We start from the raw sequence: 19593 nt of genomic DNA on the forward strand, positions 1-19593 counted from the left end.
TCCTCTTCGACGATCATCAGGATCGCCTCACGGTGGCGATCCGAAGGCGGCGGCCAGATCTTCATCCGCCAGATCCTCGATTTCCACCAGCTTCAGTCGCGCGGTCTCGCCGGACACGATCTTCAGGCTGGAGCGCGGTCGCCGGAGCGTCTTGGCCAGGAAGGTGATCAGGGCCGCGTTGGCCGCGCCATCCACCGGCGGGGCCGAGACTCGCACCTTCAGATAGGCCCGGCCCTCGGCGTCCTGGCCCCAGCCGTCGGCGGCGTCGCGCCCGCCCTTGGGCGTCAGCCGCACGGCCAGACGCATCTTACAAGACTCAGATGACCGGTGTGACCAGGGCGCGATAGAGCGCCGGCAGCAGGATGTCCTTCACCCCGATCAGCACCAGGATGACGATGATCGGGCTGATATCCACCCCGCCCAGGGGCGGAATGATGCGCTGCACCGGGCGCATCACCGGCGCGGTCACCGCCTCCAGAGCGCGGGCGATATTGTAGACGAACCGGTTGCGCAGATTGATCACGTCGAAGGCCACCAGCCAGGACAGGATCGCATTGATGATGATCGCATAGATCATCAGCTGGAGGATCGCCCCGATGATGAAGAAGATGAACTGGAGGATGGCGGCCATGGGGCGTCCCGATCTGACTTGAGCGCCGGTTCTAGCCGCGGGGCCTCCCCCCTGACAAGGCGGCGCCGGCGCCTGAGCCTTTGAGCGGCTTGACAGAAATCTACCGCGCGCCTAACTCCGCGCCTTCCTGGGGGCCGTAGCTCAGTTGGTAGAGCGCCTCGTTCGCAATGAGGAGGTCAGCGGTTCGATTCCGCTCGGCTCCACCAGGATTCTCCTCCAGCGCTTTCGCCATGACGGACCCGCCCCACACCGCGGTGGAACCGGAGCGTGGGCATGACGTTCTCCAACCACAGCTAACCCTGGAGAGATGTTATGAACTCGATCATCTATATTGTCGGTCTGGTCGTTGTCGTCGGTGCTGTGCTCGCTTTCGTCTTCTGAGCCCCCGATGGTGAATGCTTGAGTCATCGCCCAGGTCAGTCATTGGACCAGGCGATGACTCTCAGCCTACCTTTTTCGATTTTGGCTTAGGTCTCCAGACCCTAGCCAGATGGCTAGACATCTGCGACATCCTGCCGCCCTTCAGGGTGGCTAAGCTCTGATTAACCCAGCCGGCGCTACACCTCTTCCCCGAAATGGGGAGTTGATCCGTGGCGACGTGGTTTCCAGCCGCCGGCCTTTGCTTTCTGAGCCTGATCGCCGCCCTCGTCCTGGGCGCCGCCCCGCGTCAGGCCAACGCCGCCGCCGCTATTTTCCCGCCCTGGTGGGACGCCCCGCGCGCCCTGGCCGCCGCTGATCGCGCCGGCGCCGTCACCGGCATTGGCGCCCAGCCCTTCATCATCACCCTTACAGAGCGCGCGCCTTCGGACGCGACGAACCGGAGTCTGGCCGCGGCCCTGCGGGCCCAGGGCGCTTGGCTGGTCGTCGATCCGGGACTGGCCGGGCCCTGCGCCCCGCCCCGCTGACCATGCCCGTCCCACCCCCAATCCCCGGCTTAGCCGCCGCCATCCGCCAGAGCCGCACACCATGACCAACTCCCGCGCCCTCACCCTCGAAGACCAGCGCGCCTTTGGTCTGAAGGTCCTGAACGCCCTGATCTGCCTGTTCATCCCCCTGGTGGGACTGGCCGCCTTCCTGAACGGCGGGCCCTGGATCGGCCTCAGCCTGGCGGTGGCCGCCCTGGCCGGCGCCTCCCTGCTGATGACCCGGGTCGGCGGCGCCGCGGCGCGACTGACCCTGGGTGTCGCCCTGATGGGGGCGGTGTCGCTCCTGGTGGCCGCCTTCGCTGGAGCCCCCTGGCAGGTGGACATGCACATGGCCTATTTCGCGGCGCTGGCGACCCTGATCGTCTTCTGCGACTGGCGGGCCATTGTGGCCGGGGCCGGAACCGTGGCCGTCCACCACCTGGTCCTCAGCTTCGTCCTGCCCGCCGCGGTCTTCCCAGGCGGCGGCGATATCGGCCGGGTTCTGGTCCATGCGGTGATCCTGGTGATCGAGGCCGCAGTCTTGGTTTGGGCCGCCCTGCGGATTCTGCAGATGTTCGCCACCTCCACCACGGCTGTGGCCGAGGCGCAGGCCGCCCGCCAGACTGCCGAGGGCGCCACCCTGGCGGTTGAGGAGTCCCGGGCCGCCGAGGCCATCGCCGCCCAGGAGCGTCTGGACCTGCAGCAGGCGGTCGATGAGGAGCGCAAGGCCGTGGTCGAGGGCCTGGCGGCAGGCCTCGACAAGCTGGCTCAAGGGGTTCTGACCTACCGCATCGGCAAGGCCTTCACCCCGCAGTACGAGGCCCTTCGTCGGGATTTCAACAGCGCCGCCGAACGGCTGCAGGACGCCCTGGGGGTCATTTCCCAGGCCGCCACCAATATGAGCGGCGGCGCCGGCGAGATCAGCCAGGCGGCCGACAATCTCTCCCGCCGCACCGAGCAGCAGGCCGCCGGCCTGGAGGAGACGGCCGCGGCCCTGGACGAGGTCACCGCCACGGTGCGCAAGTCCGCCGAGGGCGCCAAGGAGGCCGCCGAAGTGGTGGCCCGCTCCCGCCAGGACGCTCAGAAGGCCGGCCAGGTGGTCGGCGACGCTGTCCAGGCCATGAGCGAGATCGAGAAATCCTCCGCCGAGATCACCCAGATCATCGGCGTCATCGACGAGATCGCCTTCCAGACCAACCTGCTGGCCCTCAACGCCGGGGTCGAGGCCGCCCGGGCCGGGGACGCCGGCCGTGGCTTCGCCGTCGTCGCCTCCGAAGTCCGGGCTCTGGCCCAGCGCTCGGCCGACGCCGCCAAGGAGATCAAGTCCCTGATCAGCGCGTCGTCCCAGCAGGTGGCCCAAGGGGTCGGCCTCGTGGGTCAGACCGGCGAGGCCCTGCAGCGGATCGTGGCCCATGTGGCCGAGATTGACGGCCTGGTGCGGGAGATCGCCGCCGGCGCCCAGGAACAGGCCACCGGCCTGCACGAGGTCAACACTGCCGTGAACGATATGGACCGGGTGACCCAGCAGAATGCCGCCATGGTCGAAGAGACCACGGCGGCCAGCCACGCCCTGGCCAGCGAAGCCCGGCTGCTGGCCGAGAGCGTCGCCCGCTTCGACATCGGCGCACCGGGAGCGTCCATGGCGCTTGGTCGGCGGGCCGCCGCCTAAGGAGCCAGGCGCGGCCCTGATCCGCTGACGGGGCTCCACCCAGCGGCCTCGCTCCGCCGCTCGGGTCCCTGCGCGCCAGTGATCGCTGATGATCGCGCGATGGAACGTTTCGGCGCCGAAGTCGTTGGGTCGGCCAGCCCCGGACCTCGGGGGCCAAGGCGCCGGAATCTCCGTGTGGCCGAGGCCCGAGCGCAAGCCGTGGCCGATCGGCTGGAGGCCCTGGGCGTGCGCGACATCGAAAACATGAGCGAGACGCCCGCCGTCTCGCCACAGGACCCCTCGGCCCTGTGGGTCGCCGATGTGCGGTCCCTCGGCCTGACGGGGGCGCAGGCCGCCGGGGCTGACGCCAGCCCGGACGAGGTCGCCCCATGAGCGACGCCCTTCTGGCCGGCCTGGTCCTTGTCTTCGCCCTGACCCTGTTCGCCTGGGACAAGGTGCGTCACGACCTGGTGGCGGTGTGCGCCCTGGGCGCCTGTCTGATCCTGGGGCTCACCACCCCCGACCAGGCTCTGCAGGGTTTTTCAGACCCCGCCGTGGTGGTGGTCGCCGCCGTGCTGATCATCGGCCGGGCCATCGAGCTGACCGGGGTGGCCGCCGCCGCCACCGAACGGCTGGCGGCCCTGCGGATGCCCTTTCCCCTGCAGCTCAGCATCCTGCTGATCGCGGCGGCGGCCCTGTCGGCCTTCATGAACAATATCGCCGCCCTGGCGATCACCATGCCGGTGGTGGCCAGCGTCTGCCGCGCCGCCCGCCTGCCGGCCGCCGCCGGCCTTATGCCGCTCGCCTTCGCCACCATCCTGGGGGGCATGACCACCCTGATCGGCACGCCGGCCAACCTGATCCTGTCCTCGATCCGGCGGGAGGAGCTGGGCGAGCCCTTCGGCTTCTTCGCCATGTCGCCGCTCGGCGTCACCGTGGCCGGGGCCGGCCTGCTCTACCTCTGCCTGATCGGCTGGCGGCTGACCCCGCGGCGCGCGGGCGAGGAGGCCGCCAGCGGCGGTCGCAACGTGTTCGAACTGCTTCCCCCCCGCCCCCCCGCCGATGAGGAGGGCAAGGTCCCGGAGATCGACTACGAGGCCCTGTTCGCTGAGATCAAGGCCTCGGGCGGCCATGTCCTTGCGGTGATCCGTCGGCACCGGCGCATCAAGCTCGACAAGCTCGACCGGCTGTCGCCCACCGACCGGGTGCTGGTGGTGTCCCCCCTCGATCCCTGGGAGCTGGCCAACAAGGTCGGCGGCAGCCTGGCCTTCGAGCGGTCCAGCGCCGCCGATGCGGTGACCTCCCGCGTGGCGGTGGCCCATGGTTCGCCCCTGATCCGCAGGCCCTATGACACCATCGCCGCCGAGACCGACCAGGAGCTGCGGGTCGTAGCCGCCGGCCCCCGCGCCGCCGGCGCCGAGGGCTCCCTGGGGGCCATGGAGATCCGGGCCGGCGATCAGCTGGTGCTGCATGGCCCCGCCGAAAAGCTGGAGGCCTTCCTGCGCTATGGCCGACTGCTGGAGCTCGACCGCAAGTCCGCCGTGGTGGTGCAGCCCAGGCGCGCGGCCCTGGCTCTGGCCATCTACGCCGCAGCCGTCATCGCCGCCGTCGCCTTCGGCCTGCCCACGGCGCTGACCTTCGCCGCCGCCGCCGCGGGACTCGCGGCCCTGCGCTTCCTGCCCTCCGGCGAGATCTATTCCTCGATCGACTGGCCGGCCATCGTGCTGCTGGCGGCCATGATCCCGGTCGGTCAGAGCTTCCAGACCAGCGGGGCCGCCGCCATCGTCGCCGACTGGCTGGGCACGGGTCTGGGCGGCGCGCCCCTGTTCGCCGCCGCCGCCGCGGTCTCCGTGGCCACCATCCTTCTGTCCCTGTTCCTGAACAATGTGGCCACCGCCGTGATCATGGGGCCGGTGGCCATCGGCATGTCCGTCCAGCTGGGCTTCCCGCCGGACGCCCTGCTGCTGGCCGTGCTGATCGCCGCCTCGTCGGACTTCCTGACGCCCATCGGGCACCAGAACAATCTGCTGGTCATGGCGCCCGGGGGCTACAAGTTCCGGGACTACGCCCGGGTGGGGGCGGCCCTCACCACCCTGGTGGTGCTGGTCTCCTCGGGCATGATCTCCTTCTTCTACGCCTAGAGGCGAGCCCCCCGCGCCCTTGCCTTGGCGGGGGGCAAGCCGCCACTATGTAGGACGCATCGCGACCCCAGGACGTCAGCCCTTGTTCAACCGCCTGTTCGGCAAGAAAAAGCCCGCCGCCCCGCCCTCAACCGGCGGGCGCAGGGTCTATGCGGTGGGGGACATTCACGGGCGCCACGACCTGCTTGAAGGCCTCCTGCGGGAGATCGCCCGGGACGTCAGCGCCGAACCGCCGCAGGCCCAGCCGATCCTGATCTTCCTGGGGGACTATGTGGACCGGGGGCCGGGCTCCCATCAGGTGGTGGAGACCATCCTTTCGCTGCGCCGGGAGCCGGCCTTCGAGGTCCGCGCGCTCAAGGGCAATCACGAGGAGGCCCTGCTGCGCTTCCTGGATGAGCCGGGCTTCGGCTCCACCTGGGCCGAGCATGGGGGCAACGCCACCCTGGCCTCCTATGGGGTGCAGCCGCCGGCCACCCGCACCGATCCCGAGGCCTGGGCGGTGGCGCGGGAGGCCTTCGCCGCCACCCTGCCGGGCGACCACAAGACCTTCTATGACGAGCTGGAGCTGATCACCGAGGTGGGGGACTACGCCTTTGTCCATGCCGGGGTGCGGCCGGGCGTGCCGCTGGCCCATCAGACCGAGCGGGATCTCCTGTGGATCCGCGGCGAGTTCCTGCAGGCCCCGGGGCCGTTCGGCAAGGTGATCGTCCATGGACACACGCCGATGGAGGCGCCGCAGATGACGCCGCACCGGCTGGGCCTCGACACCGGCGCCTACGCCACCGGCGTGCTCACCGCCGCCCGGCTGGACGAGACCGGCCAGAAGATCATCCAGGCCCGGGTGGGGCGCGCGGCGGCCTAGGTCCGCCCTCAGTCGTCGATGACTTCGCCCGCCGGAATTTCGCGGTAGCGCGCCTCCATCAGGGCGAAGGCGCCAAAGGCCAGCAGGCCGAGCGCCACGCCGATCAGCAGGCCGTCGCCCCAGGGCGCCCGCTCCAGCGCCTGCAAAGCCTCGGCCAGGCCTGCGGCCTCGGCGGCGTTGGCGTGAAGCCCGGCCTGGACCAGCATCACCCCCATGACGGCGAAGGCCGCGCCGCGGGCGCCATAGCCCAGGCGGCCCATGGGTTCGGCCACCCGCCGCACCGCCGCGTCACAGACCAGCCGCTCCGCCAGGCCGCCGCGGATCGCCTTGGCCAGATTGGCCAGGCCCGCGGCCAGGATGAAGACCCCGACACCGATGATCAGCCACTCGCCGCCGGGGATGGCCAGGGCCTGGGCCGCGGCCTCCTGTTCGCTCGCCCCCTCCTCGGGGTCGGCCAGATCGTCCAGCAGGTCCATGGCGCTGAACACCGAAAAGCCCAGGGTCCCGTAGACGACGCCGCTGACCGCCTGGCCGGCCCGGGCGGCCAGGGCCTTGGGGCTGGTCCCCTGGCGCTCGGCGTCGAACACCGACTGCAACAGTCGCCAGCCTGCGAAGCCATAGAGGCCGATCCCGGCCGCCCCCAGGAGGACGAGGCCCAGCGGCCAGTCGGCCCAGGCCTCCACCGCCCCGAGCGAGCCCTCGGCCTGCGGAACCCTCTCCACGGCCGCCAGGACGGCGATGACGCCTATGCTCACATAGACAAACCCCCGGGCGGCGTAACCGAACCGGCAGGCCAGTTGAGCCAGGGCCCCGAGCGGTGCGGCGCGAAGCCAGCGCAGGGTCTTGCGGAGCGCGGTCTCGGCGTCGTGGTCTGAGGCTGTGGTCATGGCCGGGCGGGAACGTGCCCGCGACAGCCCAGGTTCCAGGCCCTAGTGCGCGTCGTCCCAGTTGGCCGCCGCGCGGGCCTCCACCACCAGGGGCACGGAGAAGGCCACGGCGGGTTCGGACGCGGTCTCCATCACCTTCTTGATGACGGCGATGGCGGCGTCAGCCTCGGCCTCGGGGGCTTCGAACACCAGTTCATCGTGCACCTGCAGGAGCATGCGGGTGGAAAGCCCCGCGGCGGCCAGGGCGCCCGGCATGCGGATCATGGCCCGGCGGATCACGTCGGCGGCCGTGCCCTGGATGGGGGCGTTGATCGCCGCGCGGTCGGCGAAGGCCCGCATGCCGGCGGCCTTGGCGCCCACCTCGGGGATGTTCACCTTGCGGCCAAAGAGCGTGGTGACGAAGCCCTGGCTGCGCACCTTGGCCTTTTCGGCGTCCATATAGTCGCGGATGCCGGGGAAGCGGTCGAAATAGGTGCGGATATAGGCCCCGGCCTCGTCCTGCGGGATCGACAGCTGGTTGGCCAGGCCAAAGGCCGAGATGCCATAGACGATGCCGAAATTGATCGCCTTAGCGCGGCGGCGGGTCTCGGCCGGCATGCCTTCGATGGGCACGCCGAACATCTCCGAGGCCGTCATGGCGTGGATGTCCAGACCGTCCAAAAAGGCCCGTTTAAGCTGCGGAATGTCGCCCATATGGGCCAAAATGCGCAGCTCGATCTGGCTGTAGTCGGCGCTGATCAGCAGATGGCCGGGCTCGGCCACGAAGGCCTTGCGGATCTTGCGGCCCTCTTCGGTGCGGATCGGGATGTTCTGCAGATTGGGGTCGGACGACGACAGCCGCCCCGTCGTGGTGGCCGCCAGCGCGAACGAGGTGTGCACCCGCCTGGTGTCGGGCGCGATGGCCGAGACAAGCGCGTCGGTATAGGTGCCCTTCAGCTTCGACAGCTGGCGCCAGTCCAGCAGGACGCGGGGCAGTTCGTGGCCTTGGGCGGCCAGCTCCTCCAGCACCGAGGCGTCGGTGGACGAGGCGCCGGACGCCGTGGTCCGCTTCGGCGAAAGCCCCATCTCCTGGTAGAGGATTTCGCCGACCTGCTTGGGCGAGCCCAGGTTGAAGGGCCGGCCGGCCAGGTCGTGGGCCTTGGCCTCGAACTCGGCCATCCGCAGGGAGAAGTCGTTGGAGAGGCGCCTCAGGTGCTCGGGGTCCACCGCGATGCCGGCCACCTCCATGTCGGCCAGGACGGCGGCCAGCGGGCGCTCCAGGGTCTCATAGACGGTGGACAGGCCGGCAGGCGCCAGCTTGGGCTTGAGCACCTCATAGAGCCGCAGGGTGACGTCGGCGTCTTCGGCGGCGTAACAGGTGGCCTCCTTCAGGGCGACCTTCTTGAAGCTCTTCTGCCCCTTGCCGGTCCCGGCCACCTGCTTGAACGGGATCGGCTCGTGGCCCAGCCACAGGCGCGACAGCTCGTCCATGCCGTGCCCGTGCAGGCCCGCCTCCAGCACATAGGAGATCAGCATGGTGTCCTCGACCGGCGCCACGCGGATTCCGTAGCGCGACAGGACGGCCAGGTCGTACTTGGCGTTCTGGGCGATCTTCAGGACCGCGGGGTCCTCCAGCATCGGCTTCAACAGCTCGATGGCGATGGGCAGGGGGATCTGGGTGAGGTCCGACGGGGCGTCGAGCGCCAGGCCGTCCAGTTCCTCATGGGCCAGCGGGATGTAGCAGGCCTCGCCCGGCGCGAGCGCCAGGGACACGCCGCACAGGCCGGCGCTGGCTGAGGAGAGCGCATCGGTCTCGGTGTCGAAGGCCACGACGCCGATGGCCCGGGCCTTCTCGATCCAGACCTCCAGGGTCGCCACATCGCGCACGCATTCATAGCCGTTGACGTCGATGGGCGGCGCTTCCGGCGCAGCCCGCGGCTCCGGCGCCGGCTGGGAGGGGGCCGCGTCGCCCGCGCTCACGCGCCTGGCCAGACTGCGGAACTGCATCTCCTCCAGGAAGGCCGCCAGCACGGCGGGCTCCGGCTCGGCCACCACCAGTTCATCGATGGGGGCGGGCAGGGGGGTGTCGCAGTCCAGCTGCACCAGCTGGCGCGACAGGCGGATCTGGTCGGCGAAGTTGATCAGGGTCTCGCGCCGCTTGGGCTGCTTGATCTCAGCCGCGCGGGCCAACAGGGTATCGAGGTCGCCATATTCGTTGATCAGCTGGGCGGCGGTCTTGATGCCGATGCCCGGCGCGCCCGGCACATTGTCGACGGAGTCGCCGCACAGGGCCTGGACATCCACCACCTTTTCTGGCGGCACCCCGAACTTCTCGATCACCTGCTCGCGGCCGATCTTCAGGTTCTTCATGGTGTCGAGCATGGAGACCCGGTCGCCGACCAGCTGCATCAGGTCCTTGTCCGACGAGATGATGGTCACCTCGCCGCCGGCGTCGCGCACCTTGCAGGCATAGGCCGCGATCAGGTCGTCGGCCTCATAGCCGGCCAGCTCCAGGCTGGGCACGCCAAAGGCCCGCGTCGCCTCCCGCACCAGGGGAAACTGCGGGATCAGGTCCTCCGGCGGCGGCGGCCTATGCGCCTTGTACTGGTCATAGAGGCCGTTGCGGAACGTCTTCTCCGAATGGTCGAAGATCACCGCCAGGTGGGTCGGCGCATCGGCCTGGGCCCGCATCTCCACCAGGAGCTTCCACAGCATGTTGCAGAAGCCCGACACCGCCCCGATGGGCAGGCCGTCGCTCTTTCGGGTCAATGGCGGCAGGGCGTGATAGGCGCGGAAGATATAGCCCGACCCATCCACCAGATAGAGCCGCACCGGCGGCCCATCCTGAGTGGGGGTCCGCGGCAGGTCCGGCAGGGGGGCGGTCTCAAGCGTGTCGGTCATGCGCGGAAGATAGGCGCGAGAGCGGCGGGGGTCACGTGGAGAGGTGGGGGAAGAGTCTACGGTTTCGACTTGGTTACGTCTGTGGTCAGCTTCTAGGAACGACTACGCTTGTGATGGCGAGCATCAAAGCGGCCATTGCACAGCTTTCGAAACAAGATTTGCCTCGCAATATGACCTCGGTGTAATAACGGGCTAAAGTGAGCGAGGTCGGCATGAAACTCGAAGGCAAGGTGTTCGAGGCGGGCCTCGGTGGGCCCTCGCAAGGCGACGAGCATATCGGTTCTCGCCTACGCCAGATTCGCAAGCTCGCCGGGCTCACCCAAGCCGAGCTCGCTGCGCGGCTCAACATCGGCCAAGGGGCCTTGTCTCGCGTCGAGAGTCGCAAGGATATTTTGGTCTCGACCCTGCGCGACTATCTGGCGGCCCTTGGTGCCACCCTCCGGATTGACGCGCAGCTCGGCGACGCTGCAGCGCTAGTAACCAGCATGAGGGAGGCCGCATTCCAGTTCGATCCTGTTGATGAGAATCAGTTGCTACTTCCGATCATCGGCGATGCGATCTACCCCCCACGGCGAGACGTGGTGTTCAGTATAAAACCCGAGTACTGCGACGCCATCATTGATGGCCGCAAAACAGTAGAATTGCGCCGACGTTTTCCTGCCACAGCCCCGGTGGGCACTACGGTCTTTATCTACGCCACCAGCCCAACCCGCGCCCTAGTCGGCATGGCGGAAATCGGCCAAGTACATTGTCGCACACCTCAGGAGATCTGGGACAGCTTCTCGGATCGCGCCTGCATTGCGCGAAAAGATTTTGATCGGTATTTCGATGGCGTCGAGAGTGGCGTTGCGATTGAACTGAGGCGTGGCCGCCGCCTCCGCCGGTCACTCGACCTCAGCGAGCTGCGCGAACGATTTAGTTTCGAGCCCCCGCAGTCTTACCTCTACGCGACGCCAAAGATGCGGGAAGCGCTGCACTATGAGTGCTCCGAAGTATCTCATTGATACCAACGTCTTCATTGGCCTTGAGGATCACGCCGAGGTCGCCCCGGTCTTCGCCTCGCTGCAGCAACTCGCGGCGCGCTATGGCGTAGGCATCTGCGTTCACGCTGCCTCTGTTGATGACATCGAGCGCGATAGGAACATCGCTCGTCGCCGCGTCTCTCTTAGCAAGATCCAGAAGTTCCCGGTCATTGCCCGCGTGATCGGGCTGGACGACGCGGTCCTTGAAGCTCGCTATGGCGCGCTACGCAAGCCTAACGATGTTGTCGACGCGACCCTACTACATGCTCTCGACATCGGGGTCGTCGATTTCCTTGTTACCGAGGACCAGGGCCTTCATGACCGCGCCCTCAAGGCCTCGGCTGCATTGGCTTCGCGCGTGCTACACGTTGCAGACGCCGTCTCACTGCTCCGCACCACGTACGCTACCGTCAACGTCAATCTGCCAGCAGTCCGCGAGGTGGACGCTCACACCATTCCGCTCGACGATCCAATCTTTGCCACCCTGCGCGCCGACTATCCGCCGTTCGACACTTGGTGGCGCGAGAAGTGCGTCCGGCCCATGCGGAAGTGCTGGGTGGTAATCGACGACACCTGCATCGCCGGCCTAGTGGTGCGCAAAGATGAAACCCGGAGTGACACTGACGCCAGCCTGGCAGGGAACAAAGTCCTCAAGGTCTGTACCTTCAAGGTCCGCCCCGAAAGCCGCGGGGTGAAACTGGGCGAGCTGCTTCTGAAGCAGGTGTTGTGGTATGCTAGGACGAACAAGCACGATGTAGTGTACCTCACCACCTATCCTGGTCAAACTACCCTTATAGGGCTCCTTGAGTATTACGGCTTCATCCACACATACGACAAAGCTAACGGTGAGCGAGTCTACGAAAAGCCGCTGTTGCGCGAGCGGTTGGTGGCCAAGGGTGGTGACTCTTTGTTCGACCTCGCCCGCCTCAACTACCCACGGTTCGCAACCGGCTCGGGAGTTAAAGCGTATGCCATCCCGATCAAAGAAGAGTTCCACCGAGTACTGTTTCCGGAGCTGTTTGAGCAGCCACAACTAAGCCTTTTCCCCACGTCGGCCGATATCGGCTTGCATCGCCCGGGCAACACCATCCGCAAGGTCTATCTGTGCCGCGCACAGGCCAGAATCGATCAGCCCGGAGCCCTGCTGTTCTTCTACAAAGGAAAGGCAGCGCTTCCGCCGTCACAGGCGATCACAACGGTCGGGGTGTTCGAGGATATGGCCCTGGCACATTCCAACGATGAATTACGCCGAATGGCGGGCGGCCGGTCCGTCTATACTGACGCCCAGCTCACGGCGATGGGGGCAACAGCCCACAGACCGGTGAAGGTGATCAATTTTTTGCTGGCGGGGCATTTCGAGCCGCCCGTCGGCCTGGCCGCCCTAGTGCGCGACAAGGTCTTCGCCGGTCATCCGCCACAGTCGATCAAACATCTGGAGTCCGATCAGCTGGCGTCCGTGCTGGGACAGGTTGACCTAGGATTCGCGGTGTGACCCAGCGGGTGGCACTACTTGGCCTGTCTGGTGTCGGCAAATCGACCCTTGTCGGCCAAGTCGCCGAGCGCCTTCCGCTGCTCCACCTGCAGGCCAGCATCCTGATCAGAACGGAGCAGGCGTATCGCGCCCAGGCTCAGCATACCTCCGAAGCCCTACGAACGGGCCCCGTACTCGACAATCAGGCGCTCATGATCGCCGCCTACAGTCGCCTGACGGAAACGGCCACGGTACCGGTGGTCTTTGATGGACATAGTGTTGTGGATGGTCGCAACGGCTTGCTTGAAATTCCCAGTACGGTGTTCGCTGCGCTCAGCCTCGATGCCATCTGCATACTAACCGCCGCCCCATCCGTGATTTTCGAGCGCCGCAGGCACGATATAGCCCGCGAGCGGCCGCATCGGGATGTCGAGGCACTAGCGGCACACCAGGCGGTAGCTATTGCTGCTGCGCAGCGGATCGCCAACGACCTCGATCGCCCTTTCCACCACCTCGAGACTGACCCACGCGCGCGTCTAGTGCAGCTCCTACGCTGATACCTAGACGAGCCACAACGGCGCGGTTCGTGCATCGCCAAACCTGTTACTTCTAATGTCACCGAAGAGGCTTGGGTGAGGTATGCGCAAGACGAAGGACGGACTCGACGACTAGACCTTACTGCCCCCCAAACACCGCATCCAAATCCGGCAGCGCCCCCTGCCCGGTGAACGACGCGAACGTCCCCGTTTCCAGATAGCCCGGCAGGGCCTCCACCAGCGTCCCATAGGCGGCGCGGAAGGGGGCGGTGGCTGAGGAGAGGCGGCGCACGCCAAGAGCCGTGAGGCGCTCGGCCGCAGGCGTGGTCGGACGCAGCATGATGTTGAGGGGGGCCTTGACGCCATCGGCCAGGGCGCCGATCACCGCCTCGTCGGCCGGGCCGGGGACGAAGATGCCGCTTGCGCCGGCGGTGAGGTAGAGGGCCGCGCGGCGCAGGGTCTCAGTCAGGGCGGCCTCGCCCTGGGCCAGGCCCAGCAGATAGATGTCGGTGCGGGCATTGATGTAGAGGGCCACGCCCTCGGCGTCCGCAGCCGCGCGGGCCGCGGCGATCTTGCGGGCGTGGAGGTCGGGGTCTCGGGCGCCGTCCTCCAGATTGATCCCCACGGCGCCGGCGCCCGCCACCTTGCGGATGGTCTCGGAAAGCTCGGCAAGGTCGTCGGTGTAGCCACCCTCGATGTCGGCGGTGACCGGGACCGGCGTCACCCGCACCACATCTGCGATCACCGCAATCAGCCGGTCGGTCGGCAGGGCGTCCCCATCGGGGAACCCTTGCGCCCAGGCCACGGCGGCCGAGGAGGTGGCTACCGCCTTGGCGCCCGCGCTCGCCATCAGGGCCGCGCTGGCGGCGTCCCAGGCATTGGGCAGGATGAGCAGGTCGGGGCCGGTGTGCAGGGCGTGGAAGGCTGTGGCGTGGTCGGTCATGGGGGGCTCCTTGGGCGGGTGAGCCATCAGAGCATGGGGGGCTTGCGGCGTCCGGCGGAGTTCGGACGTGGACAGCGCCCCCTTCACCGTCATGGTCGGACTTGATCCGACCATCCATGAACACGGGGCCGGCCGCGTTGTGCATGGACCCTCGGGTCAAGCCCGAGGTGACGGAGGTGGGGGAGGGCGGCGCCCTCAGCCCCGCAGCCAGGCGAAGGTGCGGGTGAGGAAGGCCTGGCCGTCTTCCAGGACGGGCGGGGCGTGGGCCATGAGGACGCGGCGGGTGGGCCAGGCGGTGATGCGGGTGAGCGCGGCGCGGGCCGCCTTGCGGTCGGTGAAGGCCAGGCGGAACTTGCGCGGGGTCTGGGGCGCATCCCCGGTCATCAGGTCCAGCCGGGCGACCAGGGCGCGCCAGCCCTTGAGGCTGGCCGGGTCCAGCTGCTGGATCAGGTCGGCGAAGAGGGCCGTGCGGCTGGCCTTGTGGAAGAAGACCACCTCGACCGCGATCCTGTTGCCGGCGACATGGACCTGATCGATCTCGCCCGCCCAGGGGTGGCCGGGGCCATCGGCCAGGTCGCCGTCGAAGGCGAGGTCGGGGCGGCGCTGGCGCAGGCCCGGCGGGGCGTAGAGCCGGGCCTCGGGATAGGCGGCCTGCCATTCCGCCAGGAAGAGGTTGTGCATGGCTGTGGGCGAGACCAGCCAGCGCACCGGCCCCAGGGCGTCCACGGCGGCCTTCAGCTCAGGCTCCAGCGCCGTCGGCGACCAGATGAAGAGGCCGCCGTCCCCTAGCCGGATGACCACCAGGCGAGTGGGATAGGCGAACCCCAGGACGCGCACCTGCGGCCCCGCCGCCGTCCAGATGTCCTTGTCCAGGGGCTGCAGCATGACGGGGCCAGGATGCATGGGTGTAAGGGCGGGGCAAGGCCCTCCCTCCCACCGTCATGGTCGGACTTGATCCGACCATCCATGAACACCGGGGGCCGGCCGCGGTGTGCATGGACCCCCGGGTCAAGCCCGGGGGTGACGGGAGTGGGGAGGGGGTGGGCCGGCGCCCCATCGCCTTCGTGTCCCCTCTTGCAGCTACCGTCACTGAACCTTCACCGCGACACATCGCCCGGCCATTAGCTCCCGGCGCCGTCCCGTGATATGGCCCCATCCCCGCGTGGCGGGCGTTTTGGTTCTGTGATTTGCCGCCGGGCGGCAGGGAAGGGCGAGAGATGAGCAGAGTTCTGGTGATTGGCGCGGGCGGCGTGGGCTCGGTGGCGGTCCACAAGATGGCCATGTCCCCTGAGATCTTCAGCCACATTACGCTCGCCAGCCGGACCAAGGCCAAGTGCGACGCCATCGCGGACTCGGTGAAAACCCGCACCGGCGTGGTGGTGGAGACCGCCGCCCTGGACGCCGACGACATCGCCGCGACCACCGCCCTGATCCAGAAGGTGAAGCCCGTTCTCGTGGTGAACCTCGCCCTGCCCTATCAGGACCTGGCGATCATGGAGGCCTGCCTGGCGGCGGGCGTGAACTATCTCGACACCGCCAACTACGAGCCCCGCGACCAGGCCAAGTTCGAATACAGCTGGCAGTGGGCCTATCAGGACCGCTTCAAGGAAGCCGGGCTGATGGCGCTTCTGGGCTGCGGCTTTGATCCCGGGGTGACCTCGGTGTTCACCACCTACACCGCCAAGCACCTGCTGGATTCCATCGAGACCCTGGACATCCTCGACTGCAACGGGGGCGACCACGGCCACCCCTTCGCCACCAACTTCAATCCCGAGATCAATCTGCGCGAAGTGACCGCGCCGTCGCGGCACTGGGAGAACGGCCAGTGGGTCGAGGGGCCGGCGCTGGCGAAGAAGCAGGTCTTCGACTTCGACCAGGTGGGGCCGAAGAACATGTACCTCATGTATCATGAGGAGCTGGAGTCGCTCGCCAAATTCTACCCCGAAATCAAGCGCATCCGGTTCTGGATGACCTTTGGCGACGCCTATCTGAAGCACCTCGACGTGCTGGGCAATGTGGGCATGCTGCGCATCGATCCGGTGATGTTCGAGGGCCGCGAGATCATTCCCCTTCAGTTCCTGAAGGCGCTGTTGCCTGAGCCGGCGTCGCTTGGCCCCCGCACCAAGGGCAAGACCAATATCGGCACCATCGCCACCGGCCTGAAGGACGGCGCCCAGAAGACCATCTACATCAACAATGTCTGCGACCATGAAGAGGCCTATGCCGAGACCGGCAGCCAGGCGGTCAGCTACACCACCGGCGTCCCGGCCATGATCGGGGCGGCTCTGATGGTGCAGGGCGTCTATTCAGGCGCGGGCGTCTTCAACCTGGAGCAGATGGACCCCGATCCGTTCATGGACATGCTGAATGTCCACGGCCTGCCCTGGAAGATGCGGGAGCTGGCCGCTCCCCTGGACTTCTAAGGGGCCATGGAGACCAAGGCCGGCGGCGCCGGCACATTCGCCCGTTTCGATCTGTCCCGGGTTCCGTCCCCCTGTTTCGTGGTGGATGAGGCGGCGATCACGCGCAATCTGCAGGTGCTCGCCGATGTGGGCGCCCGCGGCGGCGCCCAGGTGCTGCTGGCGCTGAAGGCCTTTTCCATGTGGTCGCTGGCGGACTTGGTGGGCCAGCATCTGGACGGGGTCTGCGCCTCTGGGCTCTGGGAGGCGAGGCTGGCGCGGGAGTTTTATCGCGGCGAGCTGACCACCTATTCGCCCGCCTACAAGGCCGCCGACCTGCCCGAGATCTTGCGGCTGTCCGACACGGTGATCTTCAATTCGCCCGACCAGATCGCCCGGTTTGCGAGCCTGATCGAGGCGGCGCGGGCGGCGGGCGAGGTCTTCCAGATCGGCCTGCGCCTGAACCCCGAGCACAGCGAGGCCGAGGTCGCCAAGTACGATCCCTGCCAGGTCGGCTCGCGCCTGGGCTTCCCGGTCTCCCAGCTGACGGCTGAAAATCTGGCCGGCGTGGACGGCCTGCATATCCATGCGCTCTGCGAACAGGGCTTCGAACCGCTTAAGCGGATCTGGGCCTCGCTTGAGCCCAAGCTCGCCGGCGTGCTGGGCGCTCAGATCAAGTGGGTGAACCTGGGCGGCGGCCACCACATCACCCGCGCCGACTATGACCGCGAGGCGCTTGTGGCCTTCCTTAAAGACGTGAAGGCTCGCTTCGACATCGGCCTCTTCCTGGAGCCCGGCGAGGCCATCGCCCTGGACGCCGGCATATTGGTCGGTGAGGTGCTGGACGTCTTCGACAACGGCATGGCCATCGGGATCACCGACATCTCGGCCACCTGCCACATGCCCGATGTCATCGAGGCGCCCTATCGCCCGGCCATGCTGAATGAGGCGGAAGGTGGCGTGGCCCTGCGCCTGGGCGGGCCCTCGTGCCTGGCCGGCGACATCATCGGCGACTACCGGTTTACGGTCAGGCCCGCGCCCGGGACCCGCATCGCCTTCCTCGACCAGGCGCACTATTCGATGGTCAAGACCAACACCTTCAACGGCGTGCCCCTGCCGGCCATCGCGCTGTGGAACAGCGAGACCGACGCCCTGAAGATGGTGCGCGAGTTCGACTACGCCGAGTTCCGCGACAGGCTGTCCTAGAGGCTGGCGTAGGCCGCCTCGATCAACCGCTTGGCCCGCGGATCGCCCAGCAGATGGGCCGACTGCTTGTTCATGACGTAAGCGCCGGCCAGCCCGGTCTGCCGGTCCGCAAACGCACATGAGCCGCCCCAACCGGAATGGCCGAAGGTCTCTTCCCCCGGCCCCCAGGGCTTGAGCGGCCCGTTGCGCATGACGCCGGCGCCCCAGCTCATGACAAAGGGCAGGACGAGATCCTGGCCCGTAATGCGTTCGCGACTCATCTCGGCGATCAGGGCGGGCGAGAGGATCATCTCCCCGTCCAGCCAGCCGCCAGAGGCCAGCGCGCCCATCAGCCGGGCCAGCGCCGGGGCCGTCGCATGGCCATTGGCCGAGGGGATCTCCGCCCGGCGCCATTCCGCCTGGCCGCGACCGCCCGGCGAGGACCAGGGCTCCAGAAAGGCGGCTCTGGTGGCGACATTGATCTCGCCGAAATCTGGGAAAGCCGGCGGCCGCTGCAGCTCGGCGCATCGGTCGTGCTCGGCGTCCGGCAGGCCGATCCAGAGGTCCAGGTCAAAGGGCTGGGCGAGGTCCTCGCGCAGGGCTGTGCCTAGGGTCCGGCCATCCACCCGACGGAAGATCTCGCCGGCGAGGTAGCCGTAGGTCACCGGGTGGTAGCCGCTGGCGGTTCCTGGCGGCCAGAGCGGCGCCATGGCCGCGAGCTTGGCGCAGGTGGCGTCCCAGTCGAACCATAGGGACGGCTCCACAGCCTCGACGAAGCCCGACAGGCCCGCCTGGTGCGACAGAGCCTGCTCGACGGTGATGTCCGCCTTGCCGGCTTGCGCGAACGCCGGCCAGACCTCAGCGACGGGCTGGTCATAGGTAAGCCGGCCCTGGTCCACGAGGCGGGCGACCATCAGGGCGGCCACGGCCTTGGTGGTGGAAAACAGCGGGGTCAGGGTGTCGGCGGCGAACGGCTGGGTGCGCGCCCGGTCGGCGTGGCCGGCCCACAGGTCGACGATCAGATCGCCGTTCCGGACCAGGGCAAACCGCGCGCCGAGCTCTGCGCCTTGCGCGAAATTGGCCTCGAAGGCGGCGGAGACGGCCTCGAAGCCTGGGGCGACGTGGCCGTGGATCTCTGGGACGGGGGCGGCGGTGGTCAGTTCAGACGCTCCATGCGGACATGCGGCGAGGTGGCCTTCAGGCGCTGGGCCATGGCCACCAGGGGAAGCTCCTTGGCCTTCCACATATGGGCCGCCGAAACGGTCTCGGCCACCCCGCCCACGGCCCGGGGCAAGGCGTAGGCCGGCGCCAGGCCATCAAGCACGGCGGCGCCATAGAGGGCGGTGAGCAGGTCGCCGGTGCCCTTGGGCGCCTCGGGCGAGCGGGGATGGGCGGCCATCCAGGCTTCCTTGCGGTCGGCATAGATGACGGCCACCTCCTCGCCCCGGGCCACCGAGGAGATGAGGGCCGGCTTGCCCAGCAACCGCGCGCCCGCCAGGGCCTGGGCGGGATTGCGGGTCTCAGCCCCGGTCAGCCGCTGCAGCTCCCAGGTGTTGCAGGCCACGAGGTCGGCGCGGGGGACGAGGTCGGCGGTGACGGCTTCAGCCACGTCGATGGGCACATAGAGGCCCTTGCCGGCGTCCCCCAGGGTCGGGTCGATGATGACGAAGGGCTTGCGGGCGCTCGGCTCCCGGGGGGCGGCGCGGACGGCGTCGATGGCCCGGGCGGCGGCCCGCACCTGGACGCTGCTGGCGAAATAGCCGGTGATGACCAGGTCGATCTGGGAGAAGTAGCCGTTGGCCTCGATGCCATCGAGCATGCCGTCGATGGCCTCCACCGGCACGGCCGCCCCGCCCGGCGGTCCCCAGCCAGGATGTCGGCCATAGAGCACGGTGGGCACGACCATGGCGTCCACCTTGAACGGGGCGAAGGCCAGGGCCTGGGCGGAGCCGCCGACGCGGCTGGCGGCGACATGGCTGGAGATGATGAGGGCGAGCGGCATGAGGGCCGCATAGAGAGCCGCCGCGCCGGGACCCGCAAGGGGCGCCGACGCGGCGTTGCAAATAATTCTCCCGCCTGGAAC

At 68.1% G+C, this 19593-nt stretch carries 18 protein-coding genes and 1 tRNA gene; 11 read left to right on the top strand and 8 right to left on the bottom strand.

Annotation, left to right across the window (positions count from 1 at the left end; translation table 11 throughout):
* Positions 1-27: 27 nt before the first annotated feature.
* A complete protein-coding gene (locus tag Q8N19_RS15090; protein ID WP_305592047.1) occupies positions 28-306 on the bottom strand; it encodes a DUF167 domain-containing protein in 279 nt (92 codons plus the stop codon).
* Positions 307-316: 10 nt separating this feature from the next.
* Positions 317-631: a YggT family protein gene (locus Q8N19_RS15095; RefSeq protein ID WP_305592049.1), complete on the bottom strand. Its 315-nt coding sequence runs from the start codon at positions 629-631 to the stop codon at positions 317-319.
* Between the two features lie 130 nt (positions 632-761).
* Here Q8N19_RS15095 and Q8N19_RS15100 point away from each other — a divergent pair.
* The 6 genes from Q8N19_RS15100 to Q8N19_RS15125 all read left to right on the top strand — a co-directional run bounded on the left by Q8N19_RS15100 (position 762) and on the right by Q8N19_RS15125 (position 6187).
* Positions 762-837 (top strand) — tRNA-Ala (locus Q8N19_RS15100).
* Positions 838-1221: 384 nt separating this feature from the next.
* Entirely contained in the window at positions 1222-1536 is a 315-nt protein-coding gene (locus Q8N19_RS15105; RefSeq protein ID WP_305592050.1) for a hypothetical protein, read from the top strand.
* 61 nt (positions 1537-1597) lie between these two features.
* Positions 1598-3205, top strand: a complete 1608-nt coding sequence (locus tag Q8N19_RS15110) for a methyl-accepting chemotaxis protein (protein WP_305592052.1) — start codon at positions 1598-1600, stop codon at positions 3203-3205.
* 174 nt (positions 3206-3379) lie between these two features.
* Positions 3380-3577, top strand: a complete 198-nt coding sequence (locus Q8N19_RS15115) for a hypothetical protein (protein WP_305592054.1) — start codon at positions 3380-3382, stop codon at positions 3575-3577.
* A complete protein-coding gene (locus Q8N19_RS15120) occupies positions 3574-5325 on the top strand; it encodes an SLC13 family permease (protein ID WP_305592059.1) in 1752 nt (583 codons plus the stop codon). The genes Q8N19_RS15115 and Q8N19_RS15120 overlap by 4 nt, the downstream gene beginning before the upstream one ends.
* An 82-nt stretch (positions 5326-5407) precedes the next feature.
* Positions 5408-6187, top strand: coding sequence for a metallophosphoesterase family protein (locus Q8N19_RS15125; RefSeq protein ID WP_305592061.1), 780 nt, complete (start codon positions 5408-5410; stop codon positions 6185-6187).
* Positions 6188-6195: 8 nt separating this feature from the next.
* On the opposite strand, the gene Q8N19_RS15130 is transcribed toward Q8N19_RS15125, so the two are convergent.
* Entirely contained in the window at positions 6196-7074 is an 879-nt protein-coding gene (locus Q8N19_RS15130) for a DUF1206 domain-containing protein (RefSeq protein ID WP_305592063.1), read from the bottom strand.
* Between the two features lie 42 nt (positions 7075-7116).
* Positions 7117-9954, bottom strand: coding sequence for a DNA polymerase I (gene polA / locus Q8N19_RS15135; RefSeq protein ID WP_305592065.1), 2838 nt, complete (start codon positions 9952-9954; stop codon positions 7117-7119).
* Positions 9955-10166: 212 nt separating this feature from the next.
* Here polA and Q8N19_RS15140 point away from each other — a divergent pair, with 212 nt between their 5' ends.
* From Q8N19_RS15140 to Q8N19_RS15150, 3 genes are read left to right on the top strand one after another with little or no spacing between them, the layout of a single operon-like run.
* A complete protein-coding gene (locus Q8N19_RS15140) occupies positions 10167-10958 on the top strand; it encodes a helix-turn-helix domain-containing protein (protein ID WP_305592067.1) in 792 nt (263 codons plus the stop codon).
* Positions 10933-12468 carry a GNAT family N-acetyltransferase gene (locus Q8N19_RS15145; protein WP_305592069.1) on the top strand — a complete coding sequence of 512 codons (1536 nt, stop codon included), beginning with the start codon at positions 10933-10935 and terminating at the stop codon, positions 12466-12468. Before Q8N19_RS15140 ends, Q8N19_RS15145 begins: the two co-directional genes overlap by 26 nt.
* Positions 12465-13004 (top strand): ATP-binding protein, encoded by a 540-nt coding sequence (locus Q8N19_RS15150; RefSeq protein ID WP_305592071.1) that lies wholly within the window; start codon positions 12465-12467, stop codon positions 13002-13004. The genes Q8N19_RS15145 and Q8N19_RS15150 overlap by 4 nt, the downstream gene beginning before the upstream one ends.
* 118 nt (positions 13005-13122) lie before the next feature.
* Here the strand turns inward: Q8N19_RS15150 and Q8N19_RS15155 are convergent, their stop codons facing one another.
* On the bottom strand, positions 13123-13926 hold the full coding sequence (locus Q8N19_RS15155; protein WP_305592073.1) for an isocitrate lyase/phosphoenolpyruvate mutase family protein: 804 nt from the start codon (positions 13924-13926) through the stop codon (positions 13123-13125).
* A 195-nt stretch (positions 13927-14121) separates the two neighbouring features.
* Positions 14122-14811, bottom strand: coding sequence for a DUF4336 domain-containing protein (locus tag Q8N19_RS15160; protein ID WP_305592075.1), 690 nt, complete (start codon positions 14809-14811; stop codon positions 14122-14124).
* 332 nt (positions 14812-15143) lie between these two features.
* Between Q8N19_RS15160 and Q8N19_RS15165 the strand changes: the two genes are divergently transcribed.
* Together Q8N19_RS15165 and Q8N19_RS15170 are read left to right on the top strand one after the other, a co-directional pair.
* Positions 15144-16349: a saccharopine dehydrogenase family protein gene (locus Q8N19_RS15165; protein ID WP_305592077.1), complete on the top strand. Its 1206-nt coding sequence runs from the start codon at positions 15144-15146 to the stop codon at positions 16347-16349.
* A 6-nt stretch (positions 16350-16355) separates the two neighbouring features.
* Complete coding sequence (locus Q8N19_RS15170) at positions 16356-17531, top strand: carboxynorspermidine decarboxylase (protein ID WP_305592079.1); 1176 nt, start codon at positions 16356-16358, stop codon at positions 17529-17531.
* On the opposite strand, the gene Q8N19_RS15175 is transcribed toward Q8N19_RS15170, so the two are convergent.
* Entirely contained in the window at positions 17528-18670 is a 1143-nt protein-coding gene (locus Q8N19_RS15175) for a serine hydrolase domain-containing protein (protein ID WP_371133879.1), read from the bottom strand. The two genes, Q8N19_RS15170 and Q8N19_RS15175, sit on opposite strands and share 4 nt — an antisense overlap.
* Positions 18667-19512, bottom strand: a complete 846-nt coding sequence (locus tag Q8N19_RS15180; RefSeq protein WP_305592081.1) for a bifunctional hydroxymethylpyrimidine kinase/phosphomethylpyrimidine kinase — start codon at positions 19510-19512, stop codon at positions 18667-18669. Before Q8N19_RS15180 ends, Q8N19_RS15175 begins: the two co-directional genes overlap by 4 nt.
* Positions 19513-19593 lie beyond the last annotated feature (81 nt).

The sequence above is a fragment of the Phenylobacterium sp. genome (assembly GCF_030693405.1).
Classification (GTDB): domain Bacteria; phylum Pseudomonadota; class Alphaproteobacteria; order Caulobacterales; family Caulobacteraceae; genus Phenylobacterium.